Origin of the sequence: Evansella tamaricis, assembly GCF_019042215.1 — a bacterium.
GTDB classification, from domain to species: domain Bacteria; phylum Bacillota; class Bacilli; order Bacillales; family Salisediminibacteriaceae; genus Evansella; species Evansella tamaricis.
In genome coordinates this window covers 1-26,077 of the sequence record NZ_JAHQCS010000076.1, presented here as the reverse complement: position 1 = coordinate 26,077, position 26,077 = coordinate 1, and the positions used below count along the sequence as shown (strand labels likewise).

At 39.0% G+C, this 26,077-nt stretch carries 23 protein-coding genes; 9 read left to right on the top strand and 14 right to left on the bottom strand.

Annotated features, from left to right (window positions below; translation table 11 throughout):
- Window positions 1-215: zinc ribbon domain-containing protein (locus tag KS419_RS07320; RefSeq protein ID WP_217065473.1), on the top strand; the 215-nt coding region annotated here is incomplete at its 5' end.
- A gap of 205 nt (window positions 216-420) precedes the next feature.
- Window positions 421-849 carry a hypothetical protein gene (locus tag KS419_RS07315; protein ID WP_217065472.1) on the top strand — a complete coding sequence of 143 codons (429 nt, stop codon included), beginning with the start codon at window positions 421-423 and terminating at the stop codon, window positions 847-849.
- Window positions 850-1,012: 163 nt separating this feature from the next.
- On the opposite strand, the gene KS419_RS07310 is transcribed toward KS419_RS07315, so the two are convergent.
- The 5 genes from KS419_RS07310 to KS419_RS07290 form a co-directional block, all read right to left on the bottom strand.
- Complete coding sequence (locus KS419_RS07310; protein ID WP_343215034.1) at window positions 1,013-1,339, bottom strand: CPBP family intramembrane glutamic endopeptidase; 327 nt, start codon at window positions 1,337-1,339, stop codon at window positions 1,013-1,015.
- Between the two features lie 18 nt (window positions 1,340-1,357).
- Window positions 1,358-1,669, bottom strand: a complete 312-nt coding sequence (locus tag KS419_RS07305; RefSeq protein WP_217065470.1) for a hypothetical protein — start codon at window positions 1,667-1,669, stop codon at window positions 1,358-1,360.
- Between the two features lie 708 nt (window positions 1,670-2,377).
- A complete protein-coding gene (locus tag KS419_RS07300; RefSeq protein WP_217065468.1) occupies window positions 2,378-3,232 on the bottom strand; it encodes an ABC transporter permease in 855 nt (284 codons plus the stop codon).
- A 6-nt stretch (window positions 3,233-3,238) separates the two neighbouring features.
- Window positions 3,239-4,231, bottom strand: a complete 993-nt coding sequence (locus tag KS419_RS07295; protein WP_217065476.1) for an ATP-binding cassette domain-containing protein — start codon at window positions 4,229-4,231, stop codon at window positions 3,239-3,241.
- A gap of 362 nt (window positions 4,232-4,593) precedes the next feature.
- Window positions 4,594-5,760 carry a TraB/GumN family protein gene (locus KS419_RS07290; RefSeq protein ID WP_217065466.1) on the bottom strand — a complete coding sequence of 389 codons (1,167 nt, stop codon included), beginning with the start codon at window positions 5,758-5,760 and terminating at the stop codon, window positions 4,594-4,596.
- Window positions 5,761-6,312: 552 nt separating this feature from the next.
- On the opposite strand from KS419_RS07290, the gene KS419_RS07285 reads away from it, so the two are divergent.
- From KS419_RS07285 to KS419_RS07275, 3 genes are read left to right on the top strand one after another with little or no spacing between them, the layout of a single operon-like run.
- Window positions 6,313-7,239, top strand: a complete 927-nt coding sequence (locus KS419_RS07285; protein ID WP_246593702.1) for a glycoside hydrolase family 16 protein — start codon at window positions 6,313-6,315, stop codon at window positions 7,237-7,239.
- Complete coding sequence (locus tag KS419_RS07280) at window positions 7,239-8,621, top strand: glycosyltransferase family 2 protein (protein WP_217065464.1); 1,383 nt, start codon at window positions 7,239-7,241, stop codon at window positions 8,619-8,621. The genes KS419_RS07285 and KS419_RS07280 overlap by 1 nt, the downstream gene beginning before the upstream one ends.
- 21 nt (window positions 8,622-8,642) lie before the next feature.
- Window positions 8,643-9,581: a polysaccharide deacetylase family protein gene (locus tag KS419_RS07275; protein WP_217065463.1), complete on the top strand. Its 939-nt coding sequence runs from the start codon at window positions 8,643-8,645 to the stop codon at window positions 9,579-9,581.
- Window positions 9,582-9,725: 144 nt separating this feature from the next.
- On the opposite strand, the gene sda is transcribed toward KS419_RS07275, so the two are convergent.
- Complete coding sequence (gene sda, locus KS419_RS07270) at window positions 9,726-9,899, bottom strand: sporulation histidine kinase inhibitor Sda (protein WP_246593701.1); 174 nt, start codon at window positions 9,897-9,899, stop codon at window positions 9,726-9,728.
- Window positions 9,900-10,185: 286 nt separating this feature from the next.
- On the opposite strand from sda, the gene KS419_RS07265 reads away from it, so the two are divergent.
- Window positions 10,186-10,758: a YdcF family protein gene (locus tag KS419_RS07265; RefSeq protein ID WP_217065462.1), complete on the top strand. Its 573-nt coding sequence runs from the start codon at window positions 10,186-10,188 to the stop codon at window positions 10,756-10,758.
- Between the two features lie 1,266 nt (window positions 10,759-12,024).
- On the opposite strand, the gene KS419_RS07260 is transcribed toward KS419_RS07265, so the two are convergent.
- The gene (locus KS419_RS07260; RefSeq protein WP_217065461.1) at window positions 12,025-14,220 is read right to left on the bottom strand and encodes a sensor domain-containing phosphodiesterase; all 2,196 of its coding nucleotides are present in this window, start codon (window positions 14,218-14,220) and stop codon (window positions 12,025-12,027) included.
- A gap of 171 nt (window positions 14,221-14,391) precedes the next feature.
- Here KS419_RS07260 and KS419_RS07255 point away from each other — a divergent pair, with 171 nt between their 5' ends.
- Window positions 14,392-16,044, top strand: a complete 1,653-nt coding sequence (locus tag KS419_RS07255) for a toll/interleukin-1 receptor domain-containing protein (protein ID WP_217065460.1) — start codon at window positions 14,392-14,394, stop codon at window positions 16,042-16,044.
- A 52-nt stretch (window positions 16,045-16,096) separates the two neighbouring features.
- Here KS419_RS07255 and KS419_RS07250 read toward each other — a convergent pair whose 3' ends face one another.
- From KS419_RS07250 to KS419_RS07240, 3 genes are all read right to left on the bottom strand, one after another.
- On the bottom strand, window positions 16,097-17,530 hold the full coding sequence (locus KS419_RS07250) for a DUF4153 domain-containing protein (RefSeq protein WP_217065459.1): 1,434 nt from the start codon (window positions 17,528-17,530) through the stop codon (window positions 16,097-16,099).
- 359 nt (window positions 17,531-17,889) lie between these two features.
- The gene (locus KS419_RS07245; RefSeq protein WP_217065458.1) at window positions 17,890-18,543 is read right to left on the bottom strand and encodes an HAAS signaling domain-containing protein; all 654 of its coding nucleotides are present in this window, start codon (window positions 18,541-18,543) and stop codon (window positions 17,890-17,892) included.
- Window positions 18,530-18,877 (bottom strand): PadR family transcriptional regulator, encoded by a 348-nt coding sequence (locus tag KS419_RS07240; RefSeq protein WP_217065457.1) that lies wholly within the window; start codon window positions 18,875-18,877, stop codon window positions 18,530-18,532. The genes KS419_RS07245 and KS419_RS07240 overlap by 14 nt, the downstream gene beginning before the upstream one ends.
- 197 nt (window positions 18,878-19,074) lie before the next feature.
- On the opposite strand from KS419_RS07240, the gene KS419_RS07235 reads away from it, so the two are divergent.
- Window positions 19,075-19,587 (top strand): RNA polymerase sigma factor, encoded by a 513-nt coding sequence (locus KS419_RS07235; RefSeq protein WP_217065455.1) that lies wholly within the window; start codon window positions 19,075-19,077, stop codon window positions 19,585-19,587.
- Window positions 19,571-21,349 carry a zf-HC2 domain-containing protein gene (locus KS419_RS07230; protein ID WP_217065454.1) on the top strand — a complete coding sequence of 593 codons (1,779 nt, stop codon included), beginning with the start codon at window positions 19,571-19,573 and terminating at the stop codon, window positions 21,347-21,349. Before KS419_RS07235 ends, KS419_RS07230 begins: the two co-directional genes overlap by 17 nt.
- A 163-nt stretch (window positions 21,350-21,512) precedes the next feature.
- Here KS419_RS07230 and KS419_RS24820 read toward each other — a convergent pair whose 3' ends face one another.
- From KS419_RS24820 to KS419_RS07205, 4 genes are all read right to left on the bottom strand, one after another.
- Entirely contained in the window at window positions 21,513-21,995 is a 483-nt protein-coding gene (locus KS419_RS24820) for a redoxin domain-containing protein (protein WP_246593703.1), read from the bottom strand.
- A 111-nt stretch (window positions 21,996-22,106) separates the two neighbouring features.
- Window positions 22,107-23,795, bottom strand: coding sequence for an ABC transporter permease (locus KS419_RS07215; RefSeq protein WP_217065451.1), 1,689 nt, complete (start codon window positions 23,793-23,795; stop codon window positions 22,107-22,109).
- Window positions 23,796-23,829: 34 nt separating this feature from the next.
- Window positions 23,830-24,972, bottom strand: coding sequence for an extracellular solute-binding protein (locus KS419_RS07210; protein WP_217065449.1), 1,143 nt, complete (start codon window positions 24,970-24,972; stop codon window positions 23,830-23,832).
- A 360-nt stretch (window positions 24,973-25,332) separates the two neighbouring features.
- The gene (locus KS419_RS07205; protein ID WP_217065448.1) at window positions 25,333-25,740 is read right to left on the bottom strand and encodes a hypothetical protein; all 408 of its coding nucleotides are present in this window, start codon (window positions 25,738-25,740) and stop codon (window positions 25,333-25,335) included.
- Window positions 25,741-26,077 lie beyond the last annotated feature (337 nt).

The following is a 26,077-nucleotide window of genomic DNA, read 5'->3' as shown; positions in this document are numbered from 1 at the left end:
AATACAAAGCGAAATGGTATGGTAAAACAATCGTGAAAATAAGCAGATGGTTTCCGTCTAGTCAAATATGTTCCGATTGTGGACATCAAGATGGCAAGAAATCTCTTGAAATAAGGGATTGGACTTGTCCTGTTTGCAACGAACATCACGATAGAGATATAAATGCCAGCAAAAATATCCTAGCCGAAGGTTTAAGAACCTTAGTTTTGGCTTAAACAAAAAAATAGAACCGTAGGAATCTACGGGGATAGCTTGGTCAATAAGAGAAACCTCTGTTGGCAAAGAAATACGCTAACAAGTACGCTCTATTCCCAAGAATCTCCCACTTCTAACAACCCGAAAGGGTGTTAAGTGGTGAGTAGTTCAAAGTATACTAGTTTCATATTTCTAATCTAACATTCTATTTAGGGGGCACTACAGATGTCATATAATAACCGCATTTCAAAGATTCTATTTGCAGTAGGAATTATATTCTTTATCATTGCTTTCTTCACTGGAATTGTCCAAGCTTCACAAATTAGTTACTATGTTGTCTCCGGCTCAGAAATATGGGTAGCTTTACTATTATATTGGTTTGGGGGATTCGCTCTTGGTATGTTTTTTATTGCCTTAGCAGAGATTATAGAACAGTTATCCAAATTAAATGGAAAGATTCCATCAGAACAAGGGGAACAGGAAAAGAGTGCTGCTAAATCTATCCATTCGGAATCACTCACGAATGATGAAGATGAATCAGAACCTGGTGATGGTCGAACACCAACAGCCATGGATTATCAAGGGGCATGGATGGTAACAATCGGAATATTCATCGTTTTAATTCTTATTATTATTTTTGCTAACTCAAGGTAAATATTAATAAAAACTTGAGGCTGGACATAACTAAAGTGTTTAATTGAAAATCCGAACAATACACAACAATAGCGAATTATTTTACTATCACTTTATTCGGAATTTGCATTCATTGATTAAAACACTTTTGTCCCAGCCTTTTTATTATGGTTAGAATTACTTTCTACCGAATGACAAACAAGTAGACACAGATAATCCCCATATCTGCCAAAGCATGACTCACAATGGAACCAACAATGGAACCTGTTTTTTCACGCAAGTACCCCCAGAAAATTCCTGCGGCAAATACGGGGACTACCGCAGCAACGTTTAGCGGCACCTGAAACATTGGGAGAATGGATAGAAAATGATAGAGTGTATAGAAAAAAGCAGTGATGAAGATGGCAGAATGCCGGTTCCATTCGCCCATTTGTTTTTTTAACATAAAATTACGCCAGTAAACTTCCTCAAGAATTGGATTAATGACTATTAATATAAAAATTAGCCAAATGATTGACTTACCAGAAAATCACCAAACGTCAAGTAATGAACGAAGATGCTCCATATTAAAGAAAAAATCATGTAACAATGAAAGTCCACCAAATATAACTACAAAAAAGAATACTCCACTAATTATTCCGTACGTCATGCTTTTATTTGAAAACTTCCAACCTAGTTTTTCAAGTGTAATTCTAGAAAAAGATGGTACACCACCGTTCAGGAGAGGGATTATTAATAGCCAGCTGTAGAATAGTAGAAACGTCAGTGGAACATTTGAAAAGACATGTAATCCTATATAAATTAAAACGGTAGGTGTAATCAAAAACAGAAACTGTCGCATTGTATTACCCGTCCTCCCAAACTCTAATACTCTTATTCTACCCTTTCCAAAAGGTAGATACATGAGAAAAACATATTAATTAAATAGTTTCCCCCGATCTGTTGAAAGGGAATTCATACCTACTTATTAAGAAAAGCGCAAGCGCCTAGGATCACGAGCGTAGGGCAGTGCAGGAATGACAACAGAAGTACGCTCTTTGACTTCGGTTGTCACTTCCGAAGTGCCCCGCAGCGAGTAGGCGATGGAGCTAGACAACTTGCCCGAAGGTGCAAAAACTTATACTTTCTTACATTTTAAGAAAAGCGCAAGCGCCTAGGATCACGAGCGTAGGGCAGTGCAGGAATGACAACAGAAGTACGCTCTTTGACTTCGGTTGTCACTTCCGAAGTGCCCCATAGCGATTAAGAAGCAACTGAAAAAGTTTAAAACTACTTTTTCAGTTGCTTTTATTTGTATGGGAATGGCTGCGCTCGTCGCTCGCATGATAGGAGAAAACCACTCCTATCAAGCTTTTTAAAGATTGCGTCGGCTACGCTCATTGCTTAGGGACTGTAAAAGTGGAAAAGCACCACTTTTTCAGTTCCCATGCGAGTAGGCGCTGGAGCTAGAAAATGCCCGAAGATGCAAAAACTTATGCTTTCTCATCTTTTTAAAAAGGATGCCCCTTTCCGGACGGATAAAGGAGGCATCCTTTTTAAATAACAAAAACTAGTTCTTGTTCTTATATAAAAACATCGTCAGTGGAGCAAAAACGAGAATAAGTAATAATGAGGCAATAATGACCACACCAATTTGTTCTGTTGTTGCTACTCCATGCATCAAACCTCGGACTGCCGTCACTAAGAGAGAAACGGGATTAATGTCCACAAAAGCTTGAAGCCAAGATGGTAGAGTAGAGGGATCCACGAATACGTTGCTGATGAAGGTTAATGGGAATAAAACCATCATACTTACGCCCATCAGGGATTTTTCGGATCTCAAAACGAGACCAAGTGTCGTCCAAATCCAGGAAAGACTAAAAGAAAAAAGGAGCAATAGCCCTACTGCAGAGATGACACCAATAGTTCCACCATCTGGTCGGAAACCTAGGATTAGTCCAAGTCCAATCATGATCAGAGAGGCGATCGAATATCTAACTGCGTCCACGAACAGTGCCCCTACCAGGACAGAAGGTCGCCAAATGGGAAGTGATCGGAACCGGTCAAATATCCCTTTTGAAATGTCATTGTTTAATTCCATTCCAGTATACATAGTGATGGTGATGACGGTCATTACTAGGATACCTGGTAATAAAAACTGAAGATAATCCCCTGTGGATCCTGCAATTGCCCCGCCGAATAAATAGGTGAACATGAGCAGGAACATAATTGGAAAAACAGTGACATCTAAAAGCTGTTCAGGGATATATTTAAGTTTCAAGAGAGCTCTCCAGCTGAATGTCATTGTATTCGAGAACCAATTGGCCTTTTTCGGTCGGGACCGGGTTAAGAGTGCCTGTTTTAATTTTACACTGTCAATAGAAGATGCCTGATTCGTGTGTGAGGAAGTGGATGATGTATTCATCGATAATTACACTCCCTTCTCATCTTGTTTGCGTTTGGATTCTGCCGGTTTCCCAGTCAAAGTCAGGAATACTTCATCCAAACTTGGCTGTCCAAGGGAAAAGTCTGTAACAGCAATACCGGAATGGCTTAATTCCCCAATGGCTTCCGCCACAAGCTGAGTATCGGTTACTCTAGCGGTTAATGCAGTTGGTTCCGATAAAGCCTGAATTGGCACCTTTAATTTTTGAGCAAGAATGAGTTGCGCTTTAGACCTTTTCTCCGGGTCGAGAACCCTCACATGCAGTACACCAGAACCGACCGACGCCTTCAGTTCAGCACTCGTCCCTTCTGCAATGATTTTCCCATGATCAATGACGGCAATCCGATCAGCAAGTTGATCTGCTTCATCCAAATATTGTGTGGTAAGAAGTACTGTTGTCCCTGCACTAACCAAAGCCCTGACTATGTCCCATACTTGATTTCGGCTTCTTGGGTCTAAACCGGTGGTCGGTTCATCCAAAAACAAAAGTTCAGGGGTGACAACAATGCTGGCAGCAATATCTAATCTTCGTCTCATACCCCCGGAGTAATTCTTTACCTGTTGCTTTGCGGCATCCTCAAGTCCAAAGGCGCTGAGGAGTTCCCTTGCCCTTTCCTTTGCTGCTTTTCTGGAAAAACCAAGTAGCCGTCCGATCAAAATAAGATTCTCAAGCCCTGATAAATCTTCATCCACAGAAGCAAACTGGCCCGTCAAACTTACTTTACTCCTTATGGCATTTGACTCTTTATTTAAATCATGTCCCAATATAATAGCGGTACCTTCATCAGGATTCAACAAGGTAGAAAGCATTCGTATCGTCGTCGTTTTCCCTGCCCCATTTGGTCCCAGAAATCCATACACTGTACCTGCCTTAATCGCCAAATCCACCCCGTCTACAGCGCGTTTTTCACCAAATACTTTTACTAGACCAGTGGCTTCAATTGCTAATTTTGTTGGTTGTTTTATGGAAGATTCCATGTTTGTGGTATCTTCTGTAGATTTATTTGAGAGATTTCCTTTCCTTGCTATAGCTACTGATACTGGCTCACTTTCTTTTACACTTTTAGAGGTCATCCTATCATCCTTTCTGTTCAAAGGTATATTTATTTGAAAAACGAGTTGTTATTAACCTTTACCTTAACAAACATATTAGACTAATTGATAGAAAATTCATCCGACTTGAGACTGAATTTGAACATTGTGGTAAAAAATAATTAACTTAGGTTTCAGGATTCTTTTTTCCCTTAGGTTCAACATTAGCCCCTAAAAAATAGCCAAACAAAAAAAGGAGTCCCTGCATTTGTCAGTCAACAGAGACTCGTCCTTACTTTCTATCATTCTTATAAGTTTTGAATAAACAATCGTATGACATCTGCTCCGCCAATAAATGTCCCAAGAGTACTACCCACATTAGTTAACACAACAATTAAGAGAATTCGGGTCACCTTATTATTCCAAAAACCTTTGGCAGAGTGGACATCATCGGACAGTGCTTCAAAATCACCAACATTCGGTCTTCGGACAAATGCTTGAACAGCACCTGCAAACCACCCTGCAGCCATTAACGGATTTAATGAACTAAGTGGTGCCACGAGAAATGCCGTTAAAATTGTCAATGGGTGTCCATAAGCAACCGCTGCACCGATAGCAGAAAAGGAACCATTCCATAAGATCCAACTAACCGTTTGTTGAAACCCTGCAGAAGGATTAGAATAGAAGGTATAGCCAATAATACCAAGGATAATTAAAGGAATCATCCAAGCAATTACTTTTGGTGCCTTTGACTTTGGTGGCAGTTTTGATAAAGCACTTAAATCATGATCCTTTTTAATTTCCTCTTTAATACCTGGTACATGGGCAGCTCCAAGTACTGCTACCACTTTGTTTCCAGGGGCCGTTTTAATCTTTTGTGCCAAATAACGGTCCCGTTCATCAATTAATGGCACCTTCAATTTTGGAAATGCGTCAGTGAATTCGTGCAGCATGGAATTAAGCATATCCTGAGATTTCATTTTTTCCAATTCTTCTTCGGTCACAGTCTCTTTGCTAAAAATACTTCCAAAGATTATGGTAAGAAGTTGTGCTTTACCCCATAAACCCATCCCTCTCCATATTCTTGCAAAGGTTACCTGAATATTTCGATCCGCAAGAACTAATTCCGCTCCATGTTCCTTCGCCGATTCAATTCCTTGAATCATTTCCTGACCCGGTTTTACACCAAATTGCTTCGCAATCCGTTTTTGAAACGAAGACATTATTAAATTCATTAAAAGTAAAGTAGCTTTTTTTTCTTTTATTACTTTAAAAATATCCATGTCTTTCCACTTGTTGCCTGCCTGAATGGACTGATATCGTTGCTCGTCCAATTCCACACAAACGGTATCAGGCTTTTCCCTCTCAACAACGGCCTTAACTTGTTCCGCACTTTGTTTAGAAACATGGGCTGTCCCAATCAGTATAAGCTCTTTTCCATCTAAATGTATTCTTGTTATGTTCTCTTCTGACATGTTCGTTCTCCTTTAAGTAAAAGTAGAAAAAGTTTTATACAGGAGGTTTTGTCTCCTGTTTCTTAAACGTTCTTTAAATCGCACACTTTGCACTAGAGATGCTATTTTCAAAAATAATTAACCATTTTAATTATGAACTAGTCTCGGATAAATTTCTATTTAATTTTTCTAGTTTCCCTTTCAATTTTTACTATTGATGTAGAGTATACTGTCTCCTTCCTTCAACCACAAGCTTTAACCACATAGTATAGCTCAATCCTCTCTTCTGACAAAAGTTTCTAATCATAAATTACTAATTAAAACAATAGTGTAAAAAACAAAGGAAGTCTTTAAAAAAGTAAGATCGGTAGGGTTATTCTCTTATAACGAACAAATTTGTTCTTTTTTAAGAATTTTTTGCCGTTATTTAGGTTTTATTTCTTATGACATTCGGACTATACTAAGATTAATTCTTTATATAGAACAAAATTCTCTTTTTTTACGTTATTGGTTCTAAATAGTGTACATCTTGTTGATGAATATTAAAAATCCACCAGAAATGAAGGGGTTCCTATGAAAAAAGATATAAAAGTGTTTTCTGTCTTTTCGATGCTGATTCTTCTGTTTAGTACTTTTGATTCCCTATTGGACAAGACAGTCATGAACATTTTCCCAGGTACGAGCACAAGTTTTTCCAAAAAAAATACCACAGATTATCTTGTTCTTCGCCCGGCTCAACCAATTATTTCTGAACGTTTATTAAACCATAGTTTAATCGATTCCTCAAATGAGCCCTACTACCACTCCTTTAAGAAGGATGGGTGGGAACTGATCTGGCAAGATGAATTTGAAAAAGAGTTTTTAGACGAAAAGAAATGGAATACCGAAGATTGGGCAGCGGAAAAAAACAAGGAACTTCAGTTTTACACCTCTGACAATGTTCTTGTAGACGATGGGCACTTAAAACTAGTTAGTAAAAACGAAGACTTCAACGGGAGAGACTACACTTCTGGGGCAGTTCATTCAAAGGACAAGTTTTATTTTAAATATGGAAAAGTGGAAATGCGTGCAAAACTTCCAATTGGTCAAGGAATTTATCCAGCGTTTTGGATGATGCCTAATGTGGAATCCACCTGGCTTCCACAAATAAGTATCATGGAATTTTTAGGTCACCAGACCGAGGAAGTCTGGTCAGTCTTACATTGGCTCAACGAACATTCTGAATTGAAAACGGTAGAGAGTAAATACTCAAACACCGATTTTTCACAGGGTTTCCACATTTTCGGAATGGAATGGGATCCAAATACGATTATCTGGTATATCGATGGTGAAGAGGTTTTCCGTACGGAAGCCTATATCCCTGACACGGAAATGTACTTATATATTAATACAGCAATTGGGGGCGATTGGCCCGGTAGTCCAGATAAAACTACCGTTTTTCCTCAATCCTTTGAAGTGGATTATGTAAGGGTCTATCAAAAATCCGGAGGGGATCAATAATGTTGTTAAAAATAACACTCGCCTTGTTTTCGATTTTCATTCTCTTCCAATTAATATATATATTCGTACCGTTATTTACAGTAAAAAATAAGTTAAACACGAAAATGATAAAGGAAAAGGAAAAAGGAATTAGTATATTAGTACCAGCTTACAATGAAGAAAAAGTTATTTTAAATTGTGTACAAGGCATTTTACATCTCGATTATGAAAATCATGAAACGATCATTATTAACGATGGTTCAAAAGACAATACATTGCAACTGTTAAAGGAGAATCTGCAGTTGGAACCAACTTTTAAACGATTGCCAGCAGTAAAGATTCCCCACGAAGATGTTCGAGAGATATATCAATCGGCATTATACCCTAAAATACTTGTCATTGATAAGGAGAATGGGGGAAAAGCAGATGCCCTGAATGCTGGGATTGAATATGCAAAAAAGGGAATTGTTATCACATTAGATGCGGATAGTGTTCTTGATCCGAAGTCATTAACGGCTATCAATTCCACTTTTAACGATGATCTGGTACTAGCTGCAGGGGGAATGGTTCACATTGGTCAAGGATTTCGCGGGAATTATTCTAAACCGAAAACAACATTTCTAACCTCTGGGATTATTCGATTTCAAATCATTCAATATTTAACTGCCTTTTATTTGCATAAATTAACACAGACAAAAATGAAGTCACTAACAGTTATTGCCGGGGCCTTTGGTGCCTTTCGTAAAAGGACACTGTTTGAGATTGATGGGTTCCGGAAAACCGTCGGTGAGGATATGGACATTACTTTACGAATTCAGCGGCTTATTAAGATGAAATACCGTAAGCATAAATTGGTGTTCGTCCCCAATGCCCTTTGTTATACAGAATGTCCGGAGACGTACCGTGATTTATTCAGTCAAAGGATTCGTTGGCAGAAAGCCTTTGTGGATTGTGCATTAATGTATAAAACATCATTTTTTAAAAAACTTGGGTTTCGCCTTTCCGCTTTCTTCCTATTTGAATCGTTGTTACTTGGGACCATTAATGCGTTTACTGTTATTCTGATCCCTGTCATTCTCATATTAAATCATCAATACTATATGATTGCACTAGGCTTATTTACAGCTACCTTTGTTCTTTCCCTCTATCAAAGTATAGCAATGCTCATTGTAAGCAAACGGTTTGACTTACATTTTTCCAACAAAGATTATCGGAGGATTCTACGATTCCTCCCATTTGAAATCCTCACCTATCGTTTTATGGGATTACTGTTTGTCATCATTGGTACTGTTGCCTACTTTATTAACAAGGACCAATGGAATACCGCTACCCGTACTGGTAAAAATTATCAAGTGTTTGGGGACGAAGAAGTGGTCCTTAAACCAAGGCGCATATCTGCCTAAAAAATTGTGGAGGGAAAACCTATGAAAAGAATATTTTCTAATATGACTTTTACTATATCCTTTATTGTAATTTCCACCATTGTTGTCCGGTTCTATTTTAGTGATTTTGCTGAAGCCCTTGCATCCGAACCGGATTTTTTCCCTCCAGATGAAGTTCTGCCAATTGCATCCTGTCAGGAGTGGACCGAAAATGTGAGGAATTTTGACGTAACGGATGAAGAAAAGGCAGAACAAATTACTGTTTTGATGTACCACCGAATCATTGATGATGAGGATATTGAAGAATTTCATTTTGATGATAACGGAAATCTCTTTTCCACGATCCTAGTAAAATCAGAATTTGAAAAACAGATGGATCTATTATTGGAACATGACTATACGACATTAACTTCACTAGAATTACAACTTTTCCTGATGGGGCAGTTGGACGTTCCTAAAAATAGTATTGTATTAACCTTCGATGATGGGTTTAAGGATAATTACAACGAAGCATACCCGATTTTGAAAGAACACGGATTTACGGCTCTAAATTTTATGATCACCAGTGCCATTTCATTGAATGATAGAAAGTATAAGGCAAATGAATTTCAATATTTAAGTGTTTCCGACATTGAATCCAGTTGTGATGTATTTGAATTTCAAAGCCACACGTATAATTTTCATCAGCGGACCTTTAATCAGGCAGCATTTATGGAATTTAAACCAAGGGAAGAGATTCTAGAGGATTTAGAGAAAAGTATTACAAATCTTGCAAATCAAAACCGTTCCTTTGCTTATCCATACGGAGCATATAAGGATGAAAGTATCGAGATTTTAGAAGAAGCAGGTTTTGAAATGGCGTTTACGGTGGAATATCGCGATGCTGTTCCAGGGGATTCCCTTTACGAAATACCGAGGAAAGAGGTTTACTCTGATACAACCTTAGATGTGTTCAAAGAGAAGATTAATTTAAAAGATTAGTTGGATTGAAGTAGATGAGATGTTGAAAGCTGGAACTTATAGTTAGAATAAGAAGGGGGGAGGTCGTGTTCACATAGACCTTCCCCCTTCCCTAATGGTAATAATAATCATTAGACTTCACAATTCGTTCTAATTAGTGAACATTCAGCCGTAATAATCTACTTCCAGGCGCCTAGCTGTTATTTCTTTATGTAAAACATCAATAAACTCAGAAGATAGTTCATATCGAATAGCATCTTTATAAGCTTTAATGATTAATTCATCACTTAAGAGGTGCATAAATCTCCACTCCTTACAAAAGTAGTATAAAACTATCATAAACCATTTTACCTCCCCCGTGTGTTACATTTATCACTAATTTTTGAATATTTTGTGTAAAATGCAGTTTTTTTGGGATATATTGCTTATAAAAACGAAAAAAATAAGTCGAATAATAGGAATTTTTACGATCGAATTCTCACCCTAAATACCAAAAGTTATGGAGGATTACCTTGAACTAATTCTAGGAATTGGGTCAAAGAGCACATGACATCTTCTGTTCTCGTAGTACGATATACATAATCGGAAAATACTAGGAAGGAGAATCGTCGTGGGAATGACCTTTATGGAAAAACGAAGTGAAAAGAAGTCGTTCATTGTTAAGGTCTTCATCATTCTGTTCTTTTTCTCAGTCGTAATAGGATTTCTGTTTTGGAAGGCTGGGACCTTTTTAGTTATTCATAATTCTCCCATTCCTTCTGATGCGGTCATAGTCCTCAGCGGTTATGATAATCGAATGGAAACAGGAGTCTCCTTAATCACCGCTGGCTATGGAGAACATTTAATCTTATCCGATTCTAATTTCTTAGATGTGGATATTGCGATAGATGCAGGAATTCCAGAGGAAAATATTATTTATGAAACACTGGCAGATAGTACTTATGAAAACGCCGTATTTACAAAGGAAATCATGCTGAATTTAGAATTTAATTCTGCCATCGTTGTTTCTAGTGAATTTCACATGCGCCGAAGCAAATTCATCTTTGAGAAAGTATTTCAAGGGACTAATATGGAACTAACCTATGTATCAGCCCAAAATTCTTTTTTTAACGCTAATCAGTGGTGGGAAAATGAATTCAGTCGAACCATTGTTTTCCAAGAGTACATAAAACTCATTGGTTATTGGCTGAAATATTAAAAATTAAGATTCCCACGCCTAAAGTCGCAAGCCCCAAACCTTTCAGTTTAACGGGTGGGTGGGGTTCTTGGATGATTTGAATGACTAAACGTTCGCACGCCATTTCTGTGGATTGGTTACACTGTTTTGAACAGCCTCCAAGATGAGGGTATTCCATTCCCCCTCCTAAGTCAAAGACGAGGCCACTGAAAAAGGATAAAACCACTTTTTCAGTGCCCTTTACTTGTATGACAATGGCTTCGCTCGTCGCTCGCTCTTTTGTCGCTTCCTCCTTCAGGTTGCGACAAAAGACGAGGGCATTGATGTTGTTTTGTCGCTTCCTCCTCTAGGTTGCGACATTTGACAAGGGCAATGATGCTCTTTTGTCGCTTCCTCCTCTAGGTTGCGACATTTGACAAGGGCAACGATGCTGTTTTGTCGCTTCCTCCTCTAGGTTGCGACAAAAGACAAGAGCAATCATGCTCTTTTGTCGCTTCCTCCACTAGGTTGCGACAAAAGACGAGAGAAATGATGCCGTTTTGTCACTTCCTCCTCTAGGTTTGCGACAAAAGACGTGAGCATTGATGCTCTTTTGTCGCTTCCTCCTCTAGGTTGCGACAAAAGACGAGGGCATTGGTGCTGTTTTGTCGCTTCCTTCCTCTAGGTTGCGACATTAGACAAGAGCATTGATGCTCTTTTGTCGCTTCCTCCTCTAGGTTGCGACAAAAGACGTGAGCAATCATGCTCTTTTGTCGCTTCCTTCCTCTAGGTTGCGACAAAAGACAAGAGCAATCATGCTCTTTTGTCGCTTCCTTCCTCTAGGTTGCGACAAAAGACGAGGGCGATGATGCTGTTTTGTCGCTTCCCCCTCTAGGTTGCGACAAAAGACGAGAGCATTGATGCTCTTTTGTCGCTTCCTTCCTCTAGGTTGCGACAAAAGACGAGGGCGATGATGCTGTTTTGTCGCTTCCTCCTTCAGGATGCGACACTAGGGCGAGGCTCAGCTACTCTTTTGTCGCTTCCTCCTCTAGGTTGCGACAAAAGACGAGGGCTCGCACTCTCTTTTGTCCTTCCCTTCCCTTCCTCCTCCAGCCTTTAAGAGTGCCATTTTCAGAGACTTGAAGTACTACAAACTTTCCGTTTTTAGTGGCACTCGTATCTGACCTCACTCTTATCCCACCTCTAAAGGGCGTGCTATCGCACCGTAGAGTGTTTTCCTTTCGGAAAATCTATAAATTTATATTTTGTTAACCACTTTTCCTTATATAAAGTAAAGTCGTATTCACTTCACTTAAGTATTGCTTCCATTTCTTCTGCTGTAACGGGGGAACTAATGAATCCTCCCTGTGCAAATTTACAATTCGTTTTTTTCAAAAACTCCAGTTGCTCTACCGTTTCTACTCCCTCCGCAATAATTGTAAGGTCAAGATGGGACGCTAACGTAAAAATAGCTTCCACAATCGGTCCGTTTCGACGGTCTAAAAACAAGTCTGAGATAAAAGAACGGTCTATTTTTAAATTTGTAATCGGAAGATTTTTTAAATAACTTAAGGATGAATAGCCTGTGCCAAAATCATCTAAAGATGTTTTTACACCAATTTTTTTCAAGTTGGTTAGCACTTGAACCGTATCTGATGTATGTTGCATGAGAGTTCCTTCAGTCATTTCCAACGTTAAGAACTCTGGTGGAAGATCTAATTCGGATAAGAGTTTCTCCACATTATGCACCAGTTCTTTATTGTAAAATTGCCTTGCAGACAGGTTAATACTCATTGTTAACGGTTGATATCCCTTTTCTTTCCAAATGGCATTCTGCCGACACGCATTCTCCAGTACCCATTCATCGATAGCATAAATCAATCCTGTCTCTTCTGCTAATGGGATAAAGTGTATTGGCGAGATGAGTCCCCTGGTTGGATGGTTCCAACGAATCAATGCCTCCACACTGGATAATTCCCCTGAATGAATATCAATGATAGGTTGATAGCATAAGGTAAACTGATTTCCACTTAATGCAAACTTCATTTCCTGTTCCAGTTGTTTTTTTAATAGGATCGAGTCGTAAAGCTCTGTTGTGAACAATTGAAAATTGTTTTTCCCGGATTTTTTGGCATTGTACATGGCATGGTCTGCCTTTGCAATCAACAATTCCGGATCATCACCGTGGTCTGGGTAGAGACATGCCCCAATACTAGCAGTTATTTGGAATTCCTTTTCTTCCACGATAATGGGAGACTGGAACGAAGCCAAGAGACATTGAGTAAACTCGGTCACTTGCTGCATTCCATCCACATTCCACAATATAAATGCAAATTCGTCACCAGAGACACGGGAAACCATTCCGTTATCCGGAACACATTTTTTCAGGAGCTCTGAGACCACCATCAGCAACTGATCCCCGTAAAGATGCCCCATTAAGTCATTAACATCTTTAAAGTTATCGAGGTCTAAAAATAAAACAGCCACTTTCGTATTTTCCAGTTTTGCCTTGGAAATGTTGACATTTAGGCGTTCCAGAAATACTCTCCGATTTGGAAGATGTGTTAATGGGTCATTGTCTGCGAGGAACTTTATTGTTACCTCCGCTTCCTTACGCTCTGTAATATCGAGTATCGTCCCTTGATAATGAGTGATAACTCCTTTTTTGTTTCGCTTAATGACTGTTCGGTCATCAATCCACCTGATATGTCTATCTTTTGTAAAAATCCTGTACTCTTGGGTAAAATCGTCGATCCAATGTTCGGAGTAATATGTTACTTCTTCTCCGACTCTCGTAAGATCATCTGGATGAATAATCGATGCAAAAACAATGTCTCCTGATAAGAACTCCTGAGGGGTATACCCTAACCGGTTCACATTGTTTGAGACATATTCTAACGGCCAGCCTTCTTCCGCCTTCCACCTCATTAAAATAACAGGACTGTTTTCTACTACTCGATTAGATAAATATAAGGTTTCTTCCGTTCGCTTTTTAGAGATAATCAGTCCGGCTAAGTTCGTAAATGTATCGATTAATTCCCGTTCCTCTATGGTCGGTTCTTTTATTTCATTGTAATAAAATGCAAGCGTTCCAAGAACTTCGTTGCTGGATGAGATAATTGGTTTTGACCAGCAAGATTTAATATCGTATTGGATACAGAGTTCCTGAAAGTTTTTCCAGCGTGGGTCTGTCCGGGTATCAGCTACGATTATTGTCTCCCGATTATACACAGCAGAACCACATGACCCAACATTCGGTCCTACTTTTAAACCATCCAGTGCCTCTAAATATGACTGCGGTAGTTTCGGTCCAATTCCATTACCTAATGTATTTGTTTGGGCATCATATAGAAGTATAGAAGAATTCATTTCTGGCATCAATAAATCAATGGTTCTAATCAATTCTGCAAGAATGTGGCTTAGGGGCAAATTTTCCAATGCTATCATTTCAATAATCTTACTTTGTTCCTTAAACACAGTATGAAGACCTAAGCTTTGCTCCATTTTTTTCTTTTCACCCCAGTCAACGTTTATACAATTATATTTTAGTACTAGGTATAAGTTCTAGAAAACTAGCAACTAATTTCCATATATTCTATTCAATTATACCAAATAATGAAGTATTAAATGTATACTTATTATTATCAGAGTATTTCGGAAATGGGGGTGCGATAGATGAAACGTTTTTTCATGAATTATGTGGAAAGGGATCAGCAAATAGCTGACAGACTTGCAAATGATCTTGAGCTAAATGGCATACGAATAGTAGACGAAGAGATGACACCTAAGATGCCAACAGAGGAAAACTATTTTTTGCAAGAACAAAGAGTTGAAGAATCCCGGCATTGTGATTATCTAATCATCGTTTTGTCAGAAGAAAGTGTTCAATCTTCTTTTTTGAAAAAATTAGTCGCGGCATTTGATTCAAGAGTTACGGATAATAGGATTATCGCTATATTACTGGAGGATGTTGACATTTCTGTTAACCTCCTCGTGAACATGGTGGTGTTTGACTTCCGGGATGATTACTCAAGTAGTTTTTCCAAACTGAAGGACTATCTTTTAAAGGAAATGGTCCTACCTAACAGGAAAAGGAATAAGCAGTCCCTTTTTCTCCCAAGTAGTTATCAACGGGCGTTTGCTTTTGAAAAGGGAGAAGTTGCCGTTGAGGTTTTTGGAGATGCTTCCAATTTCAAGACTCTTCCTGATTTCACAGATACTGGTTATCTTCCACCTGGAGTTCATACTGCTGAGATAAAAAATATATTGGACCGGTTTGCTTCAGGACCTTTTCGGGGTAAATTTCGTGATGTAATAAGAAATATCGTGAACTTTTCAAAAAGAAGGAGGGGTTCTTCCCTTTTATTTGGAGGGGCTTTTGTATCTTCTTTTGAACAACCTGTTGAAATAAATATTGTAATTGTTTTTAAAGAAGCGAAAGATATCCCTGGCAGACTTCGAAAACTGGTTATTGAAAATACTCCGATTCATCTTTATTATTCATCTTTAGACGAACCAGCAACTATTATGAATCATCTCCATTCCTTTTCTCAGACTTTACATGGGGACTATACCGGGATTGTAAAGCTTGAATTAAATGGTGAGATTGGAAACGAAAAGGAAGAAGTAAAAGGTTTTACAGGTTTCCAGTCTGGTTCCACTGCTCCATTAAAGAATAGTGAGAGTGGTGGCAGTGCTCCTTCTACCATTGAACCTCAGGGAATGCTAGTCACGATGCACGGAATACTCACGAATGCAGAATGGAATACAGAAATCGCTCCAATCGCAAGTAGTCAGGGATGGATCTTTGCCCCATATGTTTACAGAAATAATTGGATTGATTTGTTGTTTTTGAGTAAAAGAAGACGACGTATCATTAATCACTTTCGAAATTGGATCTTTGATATGCAAATGCGCTATCGTGATATTCCCATTTCAATCATTGCCCATTCCTTTGGCACATTTATCATAGCTAGTTATTTAACTGGTTTTGGATCGAATATTCCCGTAAGATTTCAATCGATTATCTTGACAGGATCCATTATTAACCGTAATTTCGACTGGGAAAAACAATATGATGAAGGAAAAGTCATAAGAGTGAGAAATGAAGTTGCTGCAAATGATTCATGGGTTCAACGCATGCCTGTCGGTCTGTTACGGCTGGATCCTTTGTTTGGACGATCTGGAGTCAATGGGTTTGATCAGGAGACAGCCGTTTTGACACAAACGGCTACAACAATTTTTAACCACCATAATGTTATTAGAAGGGATGTCGTGGAACAGCACTGGCTCCCTTATCTTAACGCCAATGCAAACTTGAAGTGGTAAGGTGACAGGCACTTGTCGACGTTCGACAAGTGCCTGTCACCACCCGATTGTTTCATTCTAGCTTTTCTAACGCTGTTTTTGCCCTTTCTCGAGAGACATTAAAGGATTGCCATCTCCCTTCTTCCTCGGAAAGATACTTCTTTTTCATGAGGAGCATGTCTTCCAATTCCTGTATCTCCGGATCACGGTGGTGAAGTTCAACAAGTGGTGGAATCGCTGAATAGGACAGATTTGTCAAATACTCCACATCCAGCTTTTCTGTTTGTTCATATCGCTCAATATTGTTCGTTACAATAATTAAATCTATATTGATCATGTTCAATCCAACGTAAAATAGAATCGAAAATAAAATGTAAAATCTGGCCAGAGAAAGTTGTGGTGCCCATACTTTCACTAACGTAAATGCAAAGGCCACAAATAGGTAAATCATAAAAGCGTGTGCTAGAATTCTAGATGTGGTAAAGCCATAAGCTTTTTCATACAACATTAGGCGCATAAAAGCGGATGACAACATGATGACACTAAAGGTAATCAAAAAGGTTAAAAGACCATTAATCAGCCGTGATTTTTGACGGTGAAAAGTCAATGTACATAAGAGAATAATATAGTTAATCATCGTAACTAAAACTAATTCAAAAAAGCCACGCCGCGCATATTCCGCATACGAAAATCCCTCCTGTAGTGAACCACTGAAAAAGTATTGAAACTGTACAGCTACAAAAAGAAGATACACAAGATTAATAAACAGTAGTATCGTCGAAAGGACGATCCCATCCCACTCCCTGTCCTTCTTCCCATAAAACTCGTAGCTTTCCACTTCTGATTTCTTTTTAATGACTTTGAAAAAGCAAATAAATCCAACTGTAAGGAGAATGACTTTTACGGCAGTCCATACAATGTCCAGTTCCAATGAAAAAAGTTTTTCCGGAATCAACATGAGAATCCGGGCAAACTCCTGGTCTGCTGAGGATAATAAAACCGTCACCACAAAGAGTAATGGCATGGATAAAAGGACTCCAAGCCCTATCCTTTTTCCTGTTTGGTAAGTGGAATCGGTCATTCTCCGTTTTATTTTACGACTTTGATACGTGAACATAACCACGGAACATTTCATCATTTGACCTACTTTTTCAAACAGAATCATTATAAATTCACTTCTGTACCATTTGATCGGAGATGAGTTTGTTAATAGAACGATATGGACAAAAACGAGGATTGGTACTAGAAGAAAATTAAGTCCATTAAATAAAGAATTAGAATAGATGGCGAAGGCTAACGTTAAGGCTAAAATCGAGAAGAACACTAATCCACTAATCTGCTTGTGATGGAAAGTGGTTCTCCTGAAGGACGTAAAAAAGAAAGTGTAGAATACGGCCAAAAAGACACTATAGGATATTCCCACTGGTCCACTGAACAGGCTGTAGTCAGCGAAGATAGCTAAAACAAGGCATAGTGCTGTAAATAAGGTTTCTTTTTTAAAATTCATTTTGTCTCTCTCCTTTTAAGGTTGGTTGATTGGAACTTCAGATCTACTCCTACAAAGAAATTCTATATAGTTTAGTAAAAATTTTCCTAGAAAAGAAAACTATATTGATCTGATAATGACCATACGGTTGTAGATTGCGACCTTTCGGGAACTATCCCCCCTCGATTCCGACCAAATGAGGTAGGTGATAGCTCCACATCACTACATAGTAATTCTACTTATCCATCCAAAAAAATAGTGTGTTTCGTGAAGGATCTAATGTTATGATACATAGTTATTCTAAATAGTTGAAGAAAATTTTTTAGAAACGATTCGAATTTTTCAAGGAAATTGCAATTGCCTTTACCTTGCAATATTAATCAAACGGATCGAATCGTTCCCCAGCGAAAGCCTGCGTAACTGATTGGATAAAGAAAGGCAGTACACAGTATGCATACAGCGATAAAAGACGGTGTTAGTAATGGATCAAACCAACTAGAGGGCATGATTTGAAAAACAACTAAGCTCATTAAAATTAAATTAGGTAGTAAGGCAATATAAAAAGTTTTGAAAAGGAGGGCTTTTCCCCCTAAACCAAATTCCTTACCAATTTCATAGCCAAGCAATACCCAAAAAAACATATAAAGTATTATGATAAGGGTTGTAATGCTAGTTAATCCAAGCCACAATTCATCAATGATTGTCACCGGAAGTAAATTATAGGTTACGGTCAATGCAATCCCACCAATGAAAAACAGAAGATTGATTGAGATAAACATCCACTGCATTTTTGTGGGAGTAACATCTGTTTCTTCCAGAAATTCTTTTGCCACTTGTTCCGGTGTTCCCAGTCGATCAACGACTTTTTCCATGGCAGTTGCTTCATCAAGCCCATCGAATTCCTTCAGGTCAAAAAGCATTTCAGTAATATGCATGTCAATTTCATGTATAAGGTCCTTTTTGGAGTGGGGGCTGGAACTGTTTCGGATTTGGTTTGCCAATGCATATAAATAATCTTCTTTAGACTGAATCATACCCTTTTCCTTTTCTGCTAATGACCTTATCTACGACTTTTACGAAACTCTGCCACTCTGATGTTTTTTGCTCCAGTATTTCTTTACCTTCCGCTGTAATACGGTAATACTTTCTGGCCGGGCCTCTATCAGGCTCTTTCCAATAGGACTCAATATAATGCTGTTTTTCCAGTTTGTGCAAGGCTGGATACAATGTTCCTTCCTTCACTTGCAAAATGTTGCCACTCCTGGATTCCATCTCTTTAACGATTTCATAACCATACATGTCTTTCTCATCTAAAAGCTGGAGCAGCATAAGTGAGGTGCTTCCTTTGACAAGTTCTCTGTTAAACATGAATTTTCTCACCTACCTAGAATACAAAGGTAATGTTTCCAATATTATCATAATCGTTTTCGGAGGAGAATGCAACTGGTATCTGAATCAAGTGATGACAGACTCTAGCCAACATTTATCTTAAAATACTTTCTAGTGTAACTTTTTTGAAGCTTATGACACTATATAATCAGGACTCCAAAAGGGTGATGCAATCCATGTCAAAAATAGAAGAATTATATAAATCATATGAAAAGCCTATTTTTCGCTATCTGTATGGAATGACCGGAAATTACCACGTGGCTGAAGAGTTAACTCAGGAAACGTTTTTTCAGGTAGTTAAGTCTTTTCACCGTTTTAAAGGGGATTCCCACATAACTACATGGCTTTTTAAAGTTGCCAAATTCACCCACAACAATTGGTCAAGAAAAAAATTTACGAAGGATCTCCCTTTGATTGAGATACCTCTTCAGAGTGAGGAATCAGATCCTTTAGATAAGATTTTAGAAAGTGAGCGAATCCGTCTGATGGGGGAAACCCTCCGGGATCTTCCAGAAAAACAACGTGAGGTCCTTATACTTAGGGATTGGGAAGAGCTATCCTATGAGGAAATTGGGATTATTACAGGACGGTCCCTTGCTTGGGTCAAAGTCAACATAAATCGGGCTAGGGGGAATTTTAAACAAACTTTTGTTCAAAAGGAGGGGTTAAATCATGGACAAGAAAAATAATTATCCTTGTAAACTTATTGAAGACCTACTTCCCCTATATGTGGAAGAGGAAGTGAGTGATATATCAAGGGAGATCGTGGAGGTTCATGTGAAGGAATGCGATTCCTGCCGTGAGCAGATGGAAAGTATGAGTGAAAACACGGACCCGGTTCTAGATAAGATGAAGGAAAGTTTACCTGAGACAGCCACCTTCCGCCAGTGGATGGAACGATTAAAGAAAGGAGCCATCCTATTGCTAGCAGTTGTAGTGGTGATAACGTTATTAGTCAGTGGTATTAGTTATCAGTTTGGATTAAATAGAGAACAGCCCCCTCCAGTTCATTATGTTGATACAGAAGAAGAAATCTATGCTTTTTTCCATGATAAGGTCCCTGGCTTACTCCGTGCGGAAGAAGCTGGATGGGTGATAGATATGCACCAAGAGATTGAAATCCCGAATGGTGCGGGGACTTTCGCTATTGACCGAGTCTGGTATACCAAGGAGCATATCTATATTTTTTACCAAATGGACGGGAGGATTCCGTATATGAGTCACCCCAGATTTAATTGGCTCACGAGTACCGGTGAAGTCGACCACAGTTCGGTGCAGTATTTTGACGGGGCAATGAGTACTGGTGAAGGTGTGGTTTTTGATAATGTTTACTATAGTTATTACGTTTTTAGCAACACATATGAGATGGCAGAACGTGCAGAGGAAATAGTAGTTCGTGATGTTTCTCTTGATTTGGAGGTAGCATTCCGTTCTAATCCAGCAGATGGGGAAAAAATTAGTGTTCCGGAGATGTTATTTAGTATCGAATACGATCCAAATCTCAATACCACCTTGATAGTGGATGTTGAAGGAAAGCTTAAGATCGATGAGATTGGGGAATTTATTTTTCACCAGATTGTACTGGAGCCACAAAAATCTTACTTGTTGTTTGATTTCGAAAGTAGTTTGGAAGGAAATGGATCCCGCAAAAATACTCTAGAATCGGAATCTGATCGTTTTGCTGATGATCAAATTTACCTCATGGCTGGAACATTAAAAACCGACACGGGAGAAGAGGTTACGTTATGGAGTTCCCCTGAACCAAATGGGACTGGTTCCCAAGCTAACGAAGATTCTACAGTTGATGTGGAAAAAGGTGGGGATCAAAATCCTCGTGAAAATCAGGAAATACCTTACTACCGTATACAATTTGAGGCACTTAACACCATCCCATCATCATTTGAACTTGAGCTGGAAGGGTTGAAGCTGATCACAGGGGAAAGTCTCACATTTGACATTGAAGCCAGTGACTTCCATGGGGAGATGGATTCACCTGGTCAGTCGAAAGAGTTAAATGAGATAATCGCCAATGTACGGGGTACTTCTATATATTTAGACCGTCTCTATTGGGATGATCGGGGCGTCATGTTCCAACTCTCCCATGAATTCGATTATTCAGGGGGAGATAATGCCATCGATCGTATTTCAACCAGCGAAATTTATGATGTTTGGTTCCAGGAAAGTATTCAGCAGTCAGCCAGTATGAATGATACATGGCGTCTTCCTAACCTTGTAAGTATAGTCAATGATACTGGTTTAAACGCAGGTACGGAGGACTTTGGATCCCGGGGCAGCGGAAGAGACGGCGAGTGGTCCAGACCATATATAAGTATGTTTATTGACAAAGACTATGTGGAGGCTTCCAAAAAAATGACTATTACGGTTTCGCAGCTAACCGATCGTCTCACAGGTCCTTGGAATGGGGATTTAAGGGTTATACATGAGGAATAAGAAACTCGTGTTGTGCTATATTAAACTTTAAACTTAATCTAGTTTTGGGGTTTTAGGGAGGGGAATTAGTACCCCATTAGAACCTCAAAAAGCTGTTCCTAAATGTCGTTAAATAACCTTTAGGAACAGCTTTTTTTTACCTTCTCATTTCTTTTATAGCTTTTCACTTTCTTTCATTCAGTTTTTCGAGCTCTGAGAAGACTTCATTATAATCCTCTTTCTTTTGCGCATCAAAGGATGTATTTCTAAAGGCAAGTTGGCCTTCTTTGTTAACCACAAATACAGATCGAATCGCTGTTTCATTCTTTTCATGAAAGACATTATACTTTTTTGCGGTTTCCTTATGCCAGTCAGACAAGAGGGGATATGGGAGTGTTCCTAGGCTCGCCGCAAAAACATTGTGAGCATAGATATGATCCACACTGATGGCGAGCACTTCCGAATCCAACTGCTGAAACTTTTTATAGTCCTCTTTCCAAGAGGTAATCTCCTTAATTCAACCAGGAGTGAAGTCAAGGGGATAAAACGCCACGAGAACATTTTTCTTGTTACGATAGTCAGATAAGGCAATTTTTTCTTTTTGAGTGGATGATAGTAAAAAATCCGGTGCCAATTCCCCAAGTTGTAAGTGAGAATCAAACTCCATCTTCTTCCCTCCTCCCGTCATGAATGCATTCATTAGTATCCCCTTGTGGAAGCATATTATTTATATACAGCTTGAGTCGACAAAAATCGGGTGGTGCCTGGCACCACCCGATCAGTATTTTTTCAGAAGATATCGTAAGGGAATAACCGATACTAAAATGATTAATAATGCTGCCGGGGCAGCTTGATGATACAGTGCTTCAGATGCCTCATAGTATACCCGAACTGCTAAAGTATCAAATCCAGGAGGACGAAGCATGAGAGTTGCCGGTAATTCTTTGATGGAACTGACAAATACAAGTGCTCCACCAGCCAGCACTCCCGGCAATATGGACGGAATGATTACTTTGATCATGACCTTCCATGGTGGATACCCTAAACTCCGTGCCGCTTCATCAATTCTAGGGGATACTAGACTCAAGGATGCCTCCCCTGCCTGCATCGCCTGTGGCAGGAAGCGAACAACGAAAGCAAGTGCCACCATGTAAAAAGTATTATATAAAAACGGTAAATGATTATTAAATATGAATACAAAGCCTAACGCCACAATTACGCCTGGAAGTGCATACCCAGCATAACTTAACTTATCAATTCCTGCAGAAATAAACGAAGGATACCGTGACTTTAGATAAATAATCGGCAAAGCCAATACCATACATAACAAGGCTGCAAATCCGGATACCTTTAGACTATTCCATGCGAATCCGAAAAAACGTTCATCAATCGCTCCCCGTTCAATCCCCACAACCGACCAATATCCAAGAACAGTAATTGGTAATAGTACAGATAACGCAAATATTACACCAACATAAAGCATCGTAACTGGCTTCCATTTCCCAAGGGGGAGAATGTCAGGAGCTTTATAGGAATTTGTTGTTTGATAATACTTATTTTTCCGTCGGGTACGGGCTTCTATCCATAAAATTAGTACGGTCAACACAATTAGCACTAAGCTCAATACAGAGGCAGATGCTGTATCAAAACTTGCCCGCTGAAAGTAAATTGCTGCAGTGAATGTCACATAACGAAGCATGGCAATGGCCCCGAAATCAGACAAGACATATAAGGAAATTAAAATGGCTCCAGCACCAATTGCAGGCCGTAAAAATGGTAAATTCACTTTCCAAAACACTTGAGCTGTATTCATTCCTTGTGACCGCGCCACTTCTTCAAAGTTTCGGTTCATTTTACGTAACGATGCACTAGCAATCAAAAACACATATGGATATGTAAACATCGTTAAAACGAAAAACACACCCCAAAATGTATATATATCGATGGGATAATTGCCAAACACCCCTTCTAACCATGGAGTATCACGCCAAAAATTACGAACCCATCCACTAGGACCAAAGACAATAATATAAGCGACTGCTCCCACATAAGGGGGGATCACTAACGGTAATGCCAAAAGCCACTGCCACATTTTTCGTCCTGGAATGTCTGTTCGGACTACGATCCAGGCTAACGACACTCCGATCACTAACGCACAGGCAGTCACCGCAAAAGTAAGAGAGAAGGTATTCCATAAGAGTTGTGGAATACGCTGATCAAGTAAACGCATCCATCTATCTACTCCTGCAAACATAGAACGCCAAACGACATAAATAATTGGAATGGACATAATAGCAGCGACAAAAAGCCCTAAAGAAACCAGTACAAAGCCCGGTGGATTCCCATTCCAAATATCAAACCATTTTCTCCGAAAGAAATGGAGAATGGCTGGGGGAAACTTTCCCCCAACCTTGGCATCCTGATCATTTAATTGTGACTTTTCCTTCGTCCCATTATCCTTAGTCATTCTGCCCTCTCCCGGTGTTTCAATTAATTTATCTTTATCTCAACTCAAGATCTAATCCAGATCTTTCAATAAGTTCTTTTGTACCTTCAAAATAGTTTCCAAGCTCCTTAATAGGCATATCTTGAACCTTTAAGTCAGTAAATTCAACCACATGAGGCTCTACTTCAGGTGGGTAAACCGCACCGTATTCTGAGTTGATCAGTAACTCTAAAGATTCCCCTACAAAAGCAACTTGATTTTCAGGCTTTAATACCCACTCAAGGAAAACTAACGCATTGTCGGCATTTGGAGCACCATTTACTAAACCAACACCTGCAGCGTTTGCAATGACACCCATTTGTCCATCTTCTTGATCAAGATAGATGAAGCCAACATTGTTATCTTCTGGTTCTAGTAATTGTTGATGGAAATAATAGTTGTTTACAAGTCCAAACGCGTGGTTTCCAGCACCTACTGCCCGACGGATATCCCCGTGTCCTTCATAGATACCAGCAGCATTTTCTTTAATGGCTGCAACCCACTCTTCTGTACGCTCATCACCCCACTCATAACGTAGTGCAGAAACGTTTCCTAACATTCCTCCGTTACCGCCACGAGTGATTGCATAACCGCCCTCAACGTCAGCCCATTTTGCATCAAATAAATCTTCGATACTCTTCGGCATTTCTTCTTCTGTAATTAAATCTTTATTATAGATAAACCCTCTTGATCTTGCAGAGATTGAAAAATACGAGTTATCATCCGCACGAAATTCTGCTGGGATTGTTTCAATTCCTTCTGGATTAGATCCAGCCAATAAACCTTGATTACCTAAGTACCCTAAAGCACCAAGATCGTTGGAGATAAATACGTCCGCCTGGACATTCCCAGCTTCTTCTTGAATCTGTAACGGATCTGCTCCATGAAGCGGCAATACTTCAATTCCTGTTTCAGCTGTAAACTTATCTAAAAGCGGTTGAACGAAGTTTTCATTACGTGCTGAGTATACTACAAGTTGACCACCTAGTTCCACTACTTCATCTTCATCATCAGAATCGCCATCCGTATCTTCTTGCGTTTCCGGTTCTGAATCGTCTTCTGCCCCCTGTGAATCATCAGAATCATTGCCGCACCCCGCAGCAACAAATAGCATAAGTGCAAGTAAACCAAATAAAATCATTTTTAGTGCCTTGTGCATTGTGTAAATCCCCCTAAGCATTCTTGTATTATGTAAATGAGGTGTTTTATTAAATGATTGCAGTTGGTTGAGAATGATTATCAACCTCATCCACAACTACGAGTATATCGGGAATGAGAATCATTGTCAATGAGGTTTCCCATTTTTTTTTACTAATTTTTTTGTGTGAAAATTACGGAAATTTGATATTACTACTAGGTTTCATTTCTAAAAGATAAACGAATTTTGCGATGTTATTACCATTAGTAAGTTATTTAAACAGGAATATATTTATACTACCATTTAATCTGCTCCCTTTCTTCTCGTAACCGTTACAAAGCTATGAACTTTGATTTTCGGAAAAAGGGATGAATTATTATATTACCTTGTTGGGATAACTGTAACGATTGCCTCATCCGGTGTAAACCCTTCCCTAACCACATCTTGTGAGAAATCACCATATAACCGAGAGAGTTCGACGTACTTAACTACCTCTCCATCCTCCATAAAGATAATTAAATTAATCGTATCTAAATAACTAATAGCTGTGGAATGATTCCACTCTTCACCTAGTGTCTCTGAGATTTGATCAACAGGGGTATAAGGGGTAAACACGTAAGCCTTATCCCAGTTAAAGTCTGTTAATGCATTGAAGTCAACCTTGTTTTCCTCCTCGCTGACAACAAACTCATCTGCCCTTTTATCCACGAAGGATTTTTTCATCTCGAGACTTGCTGAACATCCAAATAAAATTATGATCATCGATAAATATAGTAGTAATCCTTTCATTTTTTAAAAAACCCCTTTCCTAACATTTTTTATTTCTATCCAAAATCCCCTATATCCCCTTTATACCCTGAACAATACTATTTGGTAATGACGAAACGAATCCAACATTTGTCGCATTAACTTAAATTATCTAATGCGATAAGAAAAGCGCAAGCGCCTTTGGTCACGAGCGTAGGGCAGTGGAGGAATGACAACTAGAAGTCCGCTCTTTGGCTTCGGTTGTCACTTCCGAAGTGCCCCGTAGCGAATATGGAAGAAACTGAAAAAGTTTAAAAACACTTTTTCAGTTCCTTTTATTTGTATGGCAATGGCTGCGCTCGCCGCTCGCCTGATAGGA

What these genes read in the sequence shown, in the direction of transcription:
- KS419_RS07315 (WP_217065472.1), top strand. Translation starts at nt 421, where the DNA reads ATGTCATATAATAACCGCATTTCAAAGATTCTATTTGCAGTAGGAATT.
- KS419_RS07305 (WP_217065470.1), bottom strand. Translation starts at nt 1,669, where the DNA reads ATGCGACAGTTTCTGTTTTTGATTACACCTACCGTTTTAATTTATATA.
- KS419_RS07300 (WP_217065468.1), bottom strand. Translation starts at nt 3,232, where the DNA reads ATGAATACATCATCCACTTCCTCACACACGAATCAGGCATCTTCTATT.
- KS419_RS07295 (WP_217065476.1), bottom strand. Translation starts at nt 4,231, where the DNA reads ATGGAATCTTCCATAAAACAACCAACAAAATTAGCAATTGAAGCCACT.
- KS419_RS07290 (WP_217065466.1), bottom strand. Translation starts at nt 5,760, where the DNA reads ATGTCAGAAGAGAACATAACAAGAATACATTTAGATGGAAAAGAGCTT.
- KS419_RS07285 (WP_246593702.1), top strand. Translation starts at nt 6,313, where the DNA reads ATGAAAAAAGATATAAAAGTGTTTTCTGTCTTTTCGATGCTGATTCTT.
- KS419_RS07280 (WP_217065464.1), top strand. Translation starts at nt 7,239, where the DNA reads ATGTTGTTAAAAATAACACTCGCCTTGTTTTCGATTTTCATTCTCTTC.
- KS419_RS07275 (WP_217065463.1), top strand. Translation starts at nt 8,643, where the DNA reads ATGAAAAGAATATTTTCTAATATGACTTTTACTATATCCTTTATTGTA.
- sda (WP_246593701.1), bottom strand. Translation starts at nt 9,899, where the DNA reads ATGATAGTTTTATACTACTTTTGTAAGGAGTGGAGATTTATGCACCTC.
- KS419_RS07265 (WP_217065462.1), top strand. Translation starts at nt 10,186, where the DNA reads ATGGAAAAACGAAGTGAAAAGAAGTCGTTCATTGTTAAGGTCTTCATC.
- KS419_RS07260 (WP_217065461.1), bottom strand. Translation starts at nt 14,220, where the DNA reads ATGGAGCAAAGCTTAGGTCTTCATACTGTGTTTAAGGAACAAAGTAAG.
- KS419_RS07255 (WP_217065460.1), top strand. Translation starts at nt 14,392, where the DNA reads ATGAAACGTTTTTTCATGAATTATGTGGAAAGGGATCAGCAAATAGCT.
- KS419_RS07250 (WP_217065459.1), bottom strand. Translation starts at nt 17,530, where the DNA reads ATGAATTTTAAAAAAGAAACCTTATTTACAGCACTATGCCTTGTTTTA.
- KS419_RS07245 (WP_217065458.1), bottom strand. Translation starts at nt 18,543, where the DNA reads ATGATTCAGTCTAAAGAAGATTATTTATATGCATTGGCAAACCAAATC.
- KS419_RS07240 (WP_217065457.1), bottom strand. Translation starts at nt 18,877, where the DNA reads ATGTTTAACAGAGAACTTGTCAAAGGAAGCACCTCACTTATGCTGCTC.
- KS419_RS07235 (WP_217065455.1), top strand. Translation starts at nt 19,075, where the DNA reads ATGTCAAAAATAGAAGAATTATATAAATCATATGAAAAGCCTATTTTT.
- KS419_RS07230 (WP_217065454.1), top strand. Translation starts at nt 19,571, where the DNA reads ATGGACAAGAAAAATAATTATCCTTGTAAACTTATTGAAGACCTACTT.
- KS419_RS07215 (WP_217065451.1), bottom strand. Translation starts at nt 23,795, where the DNA reads ATGACTAAGGATAATGGGACGAAGGAAAAGTCACAATTAAATGATCAG.
- KS419_RS07210 (WP_217065449.1), bottom strand. Translation starts at nt 24,972, where the DNA reads ATGCACAAGGCACTAAAAATGATTTTATTTGGTTTACTTGCACTTATG.
- KS419_RS07205 (WP_217065448.1), bottom strand. Translation starts at nt 25,740, where the DNA reads ATGAAAGGATTACTACTATATTTATCGATGATCATAATTTTATTTGGA.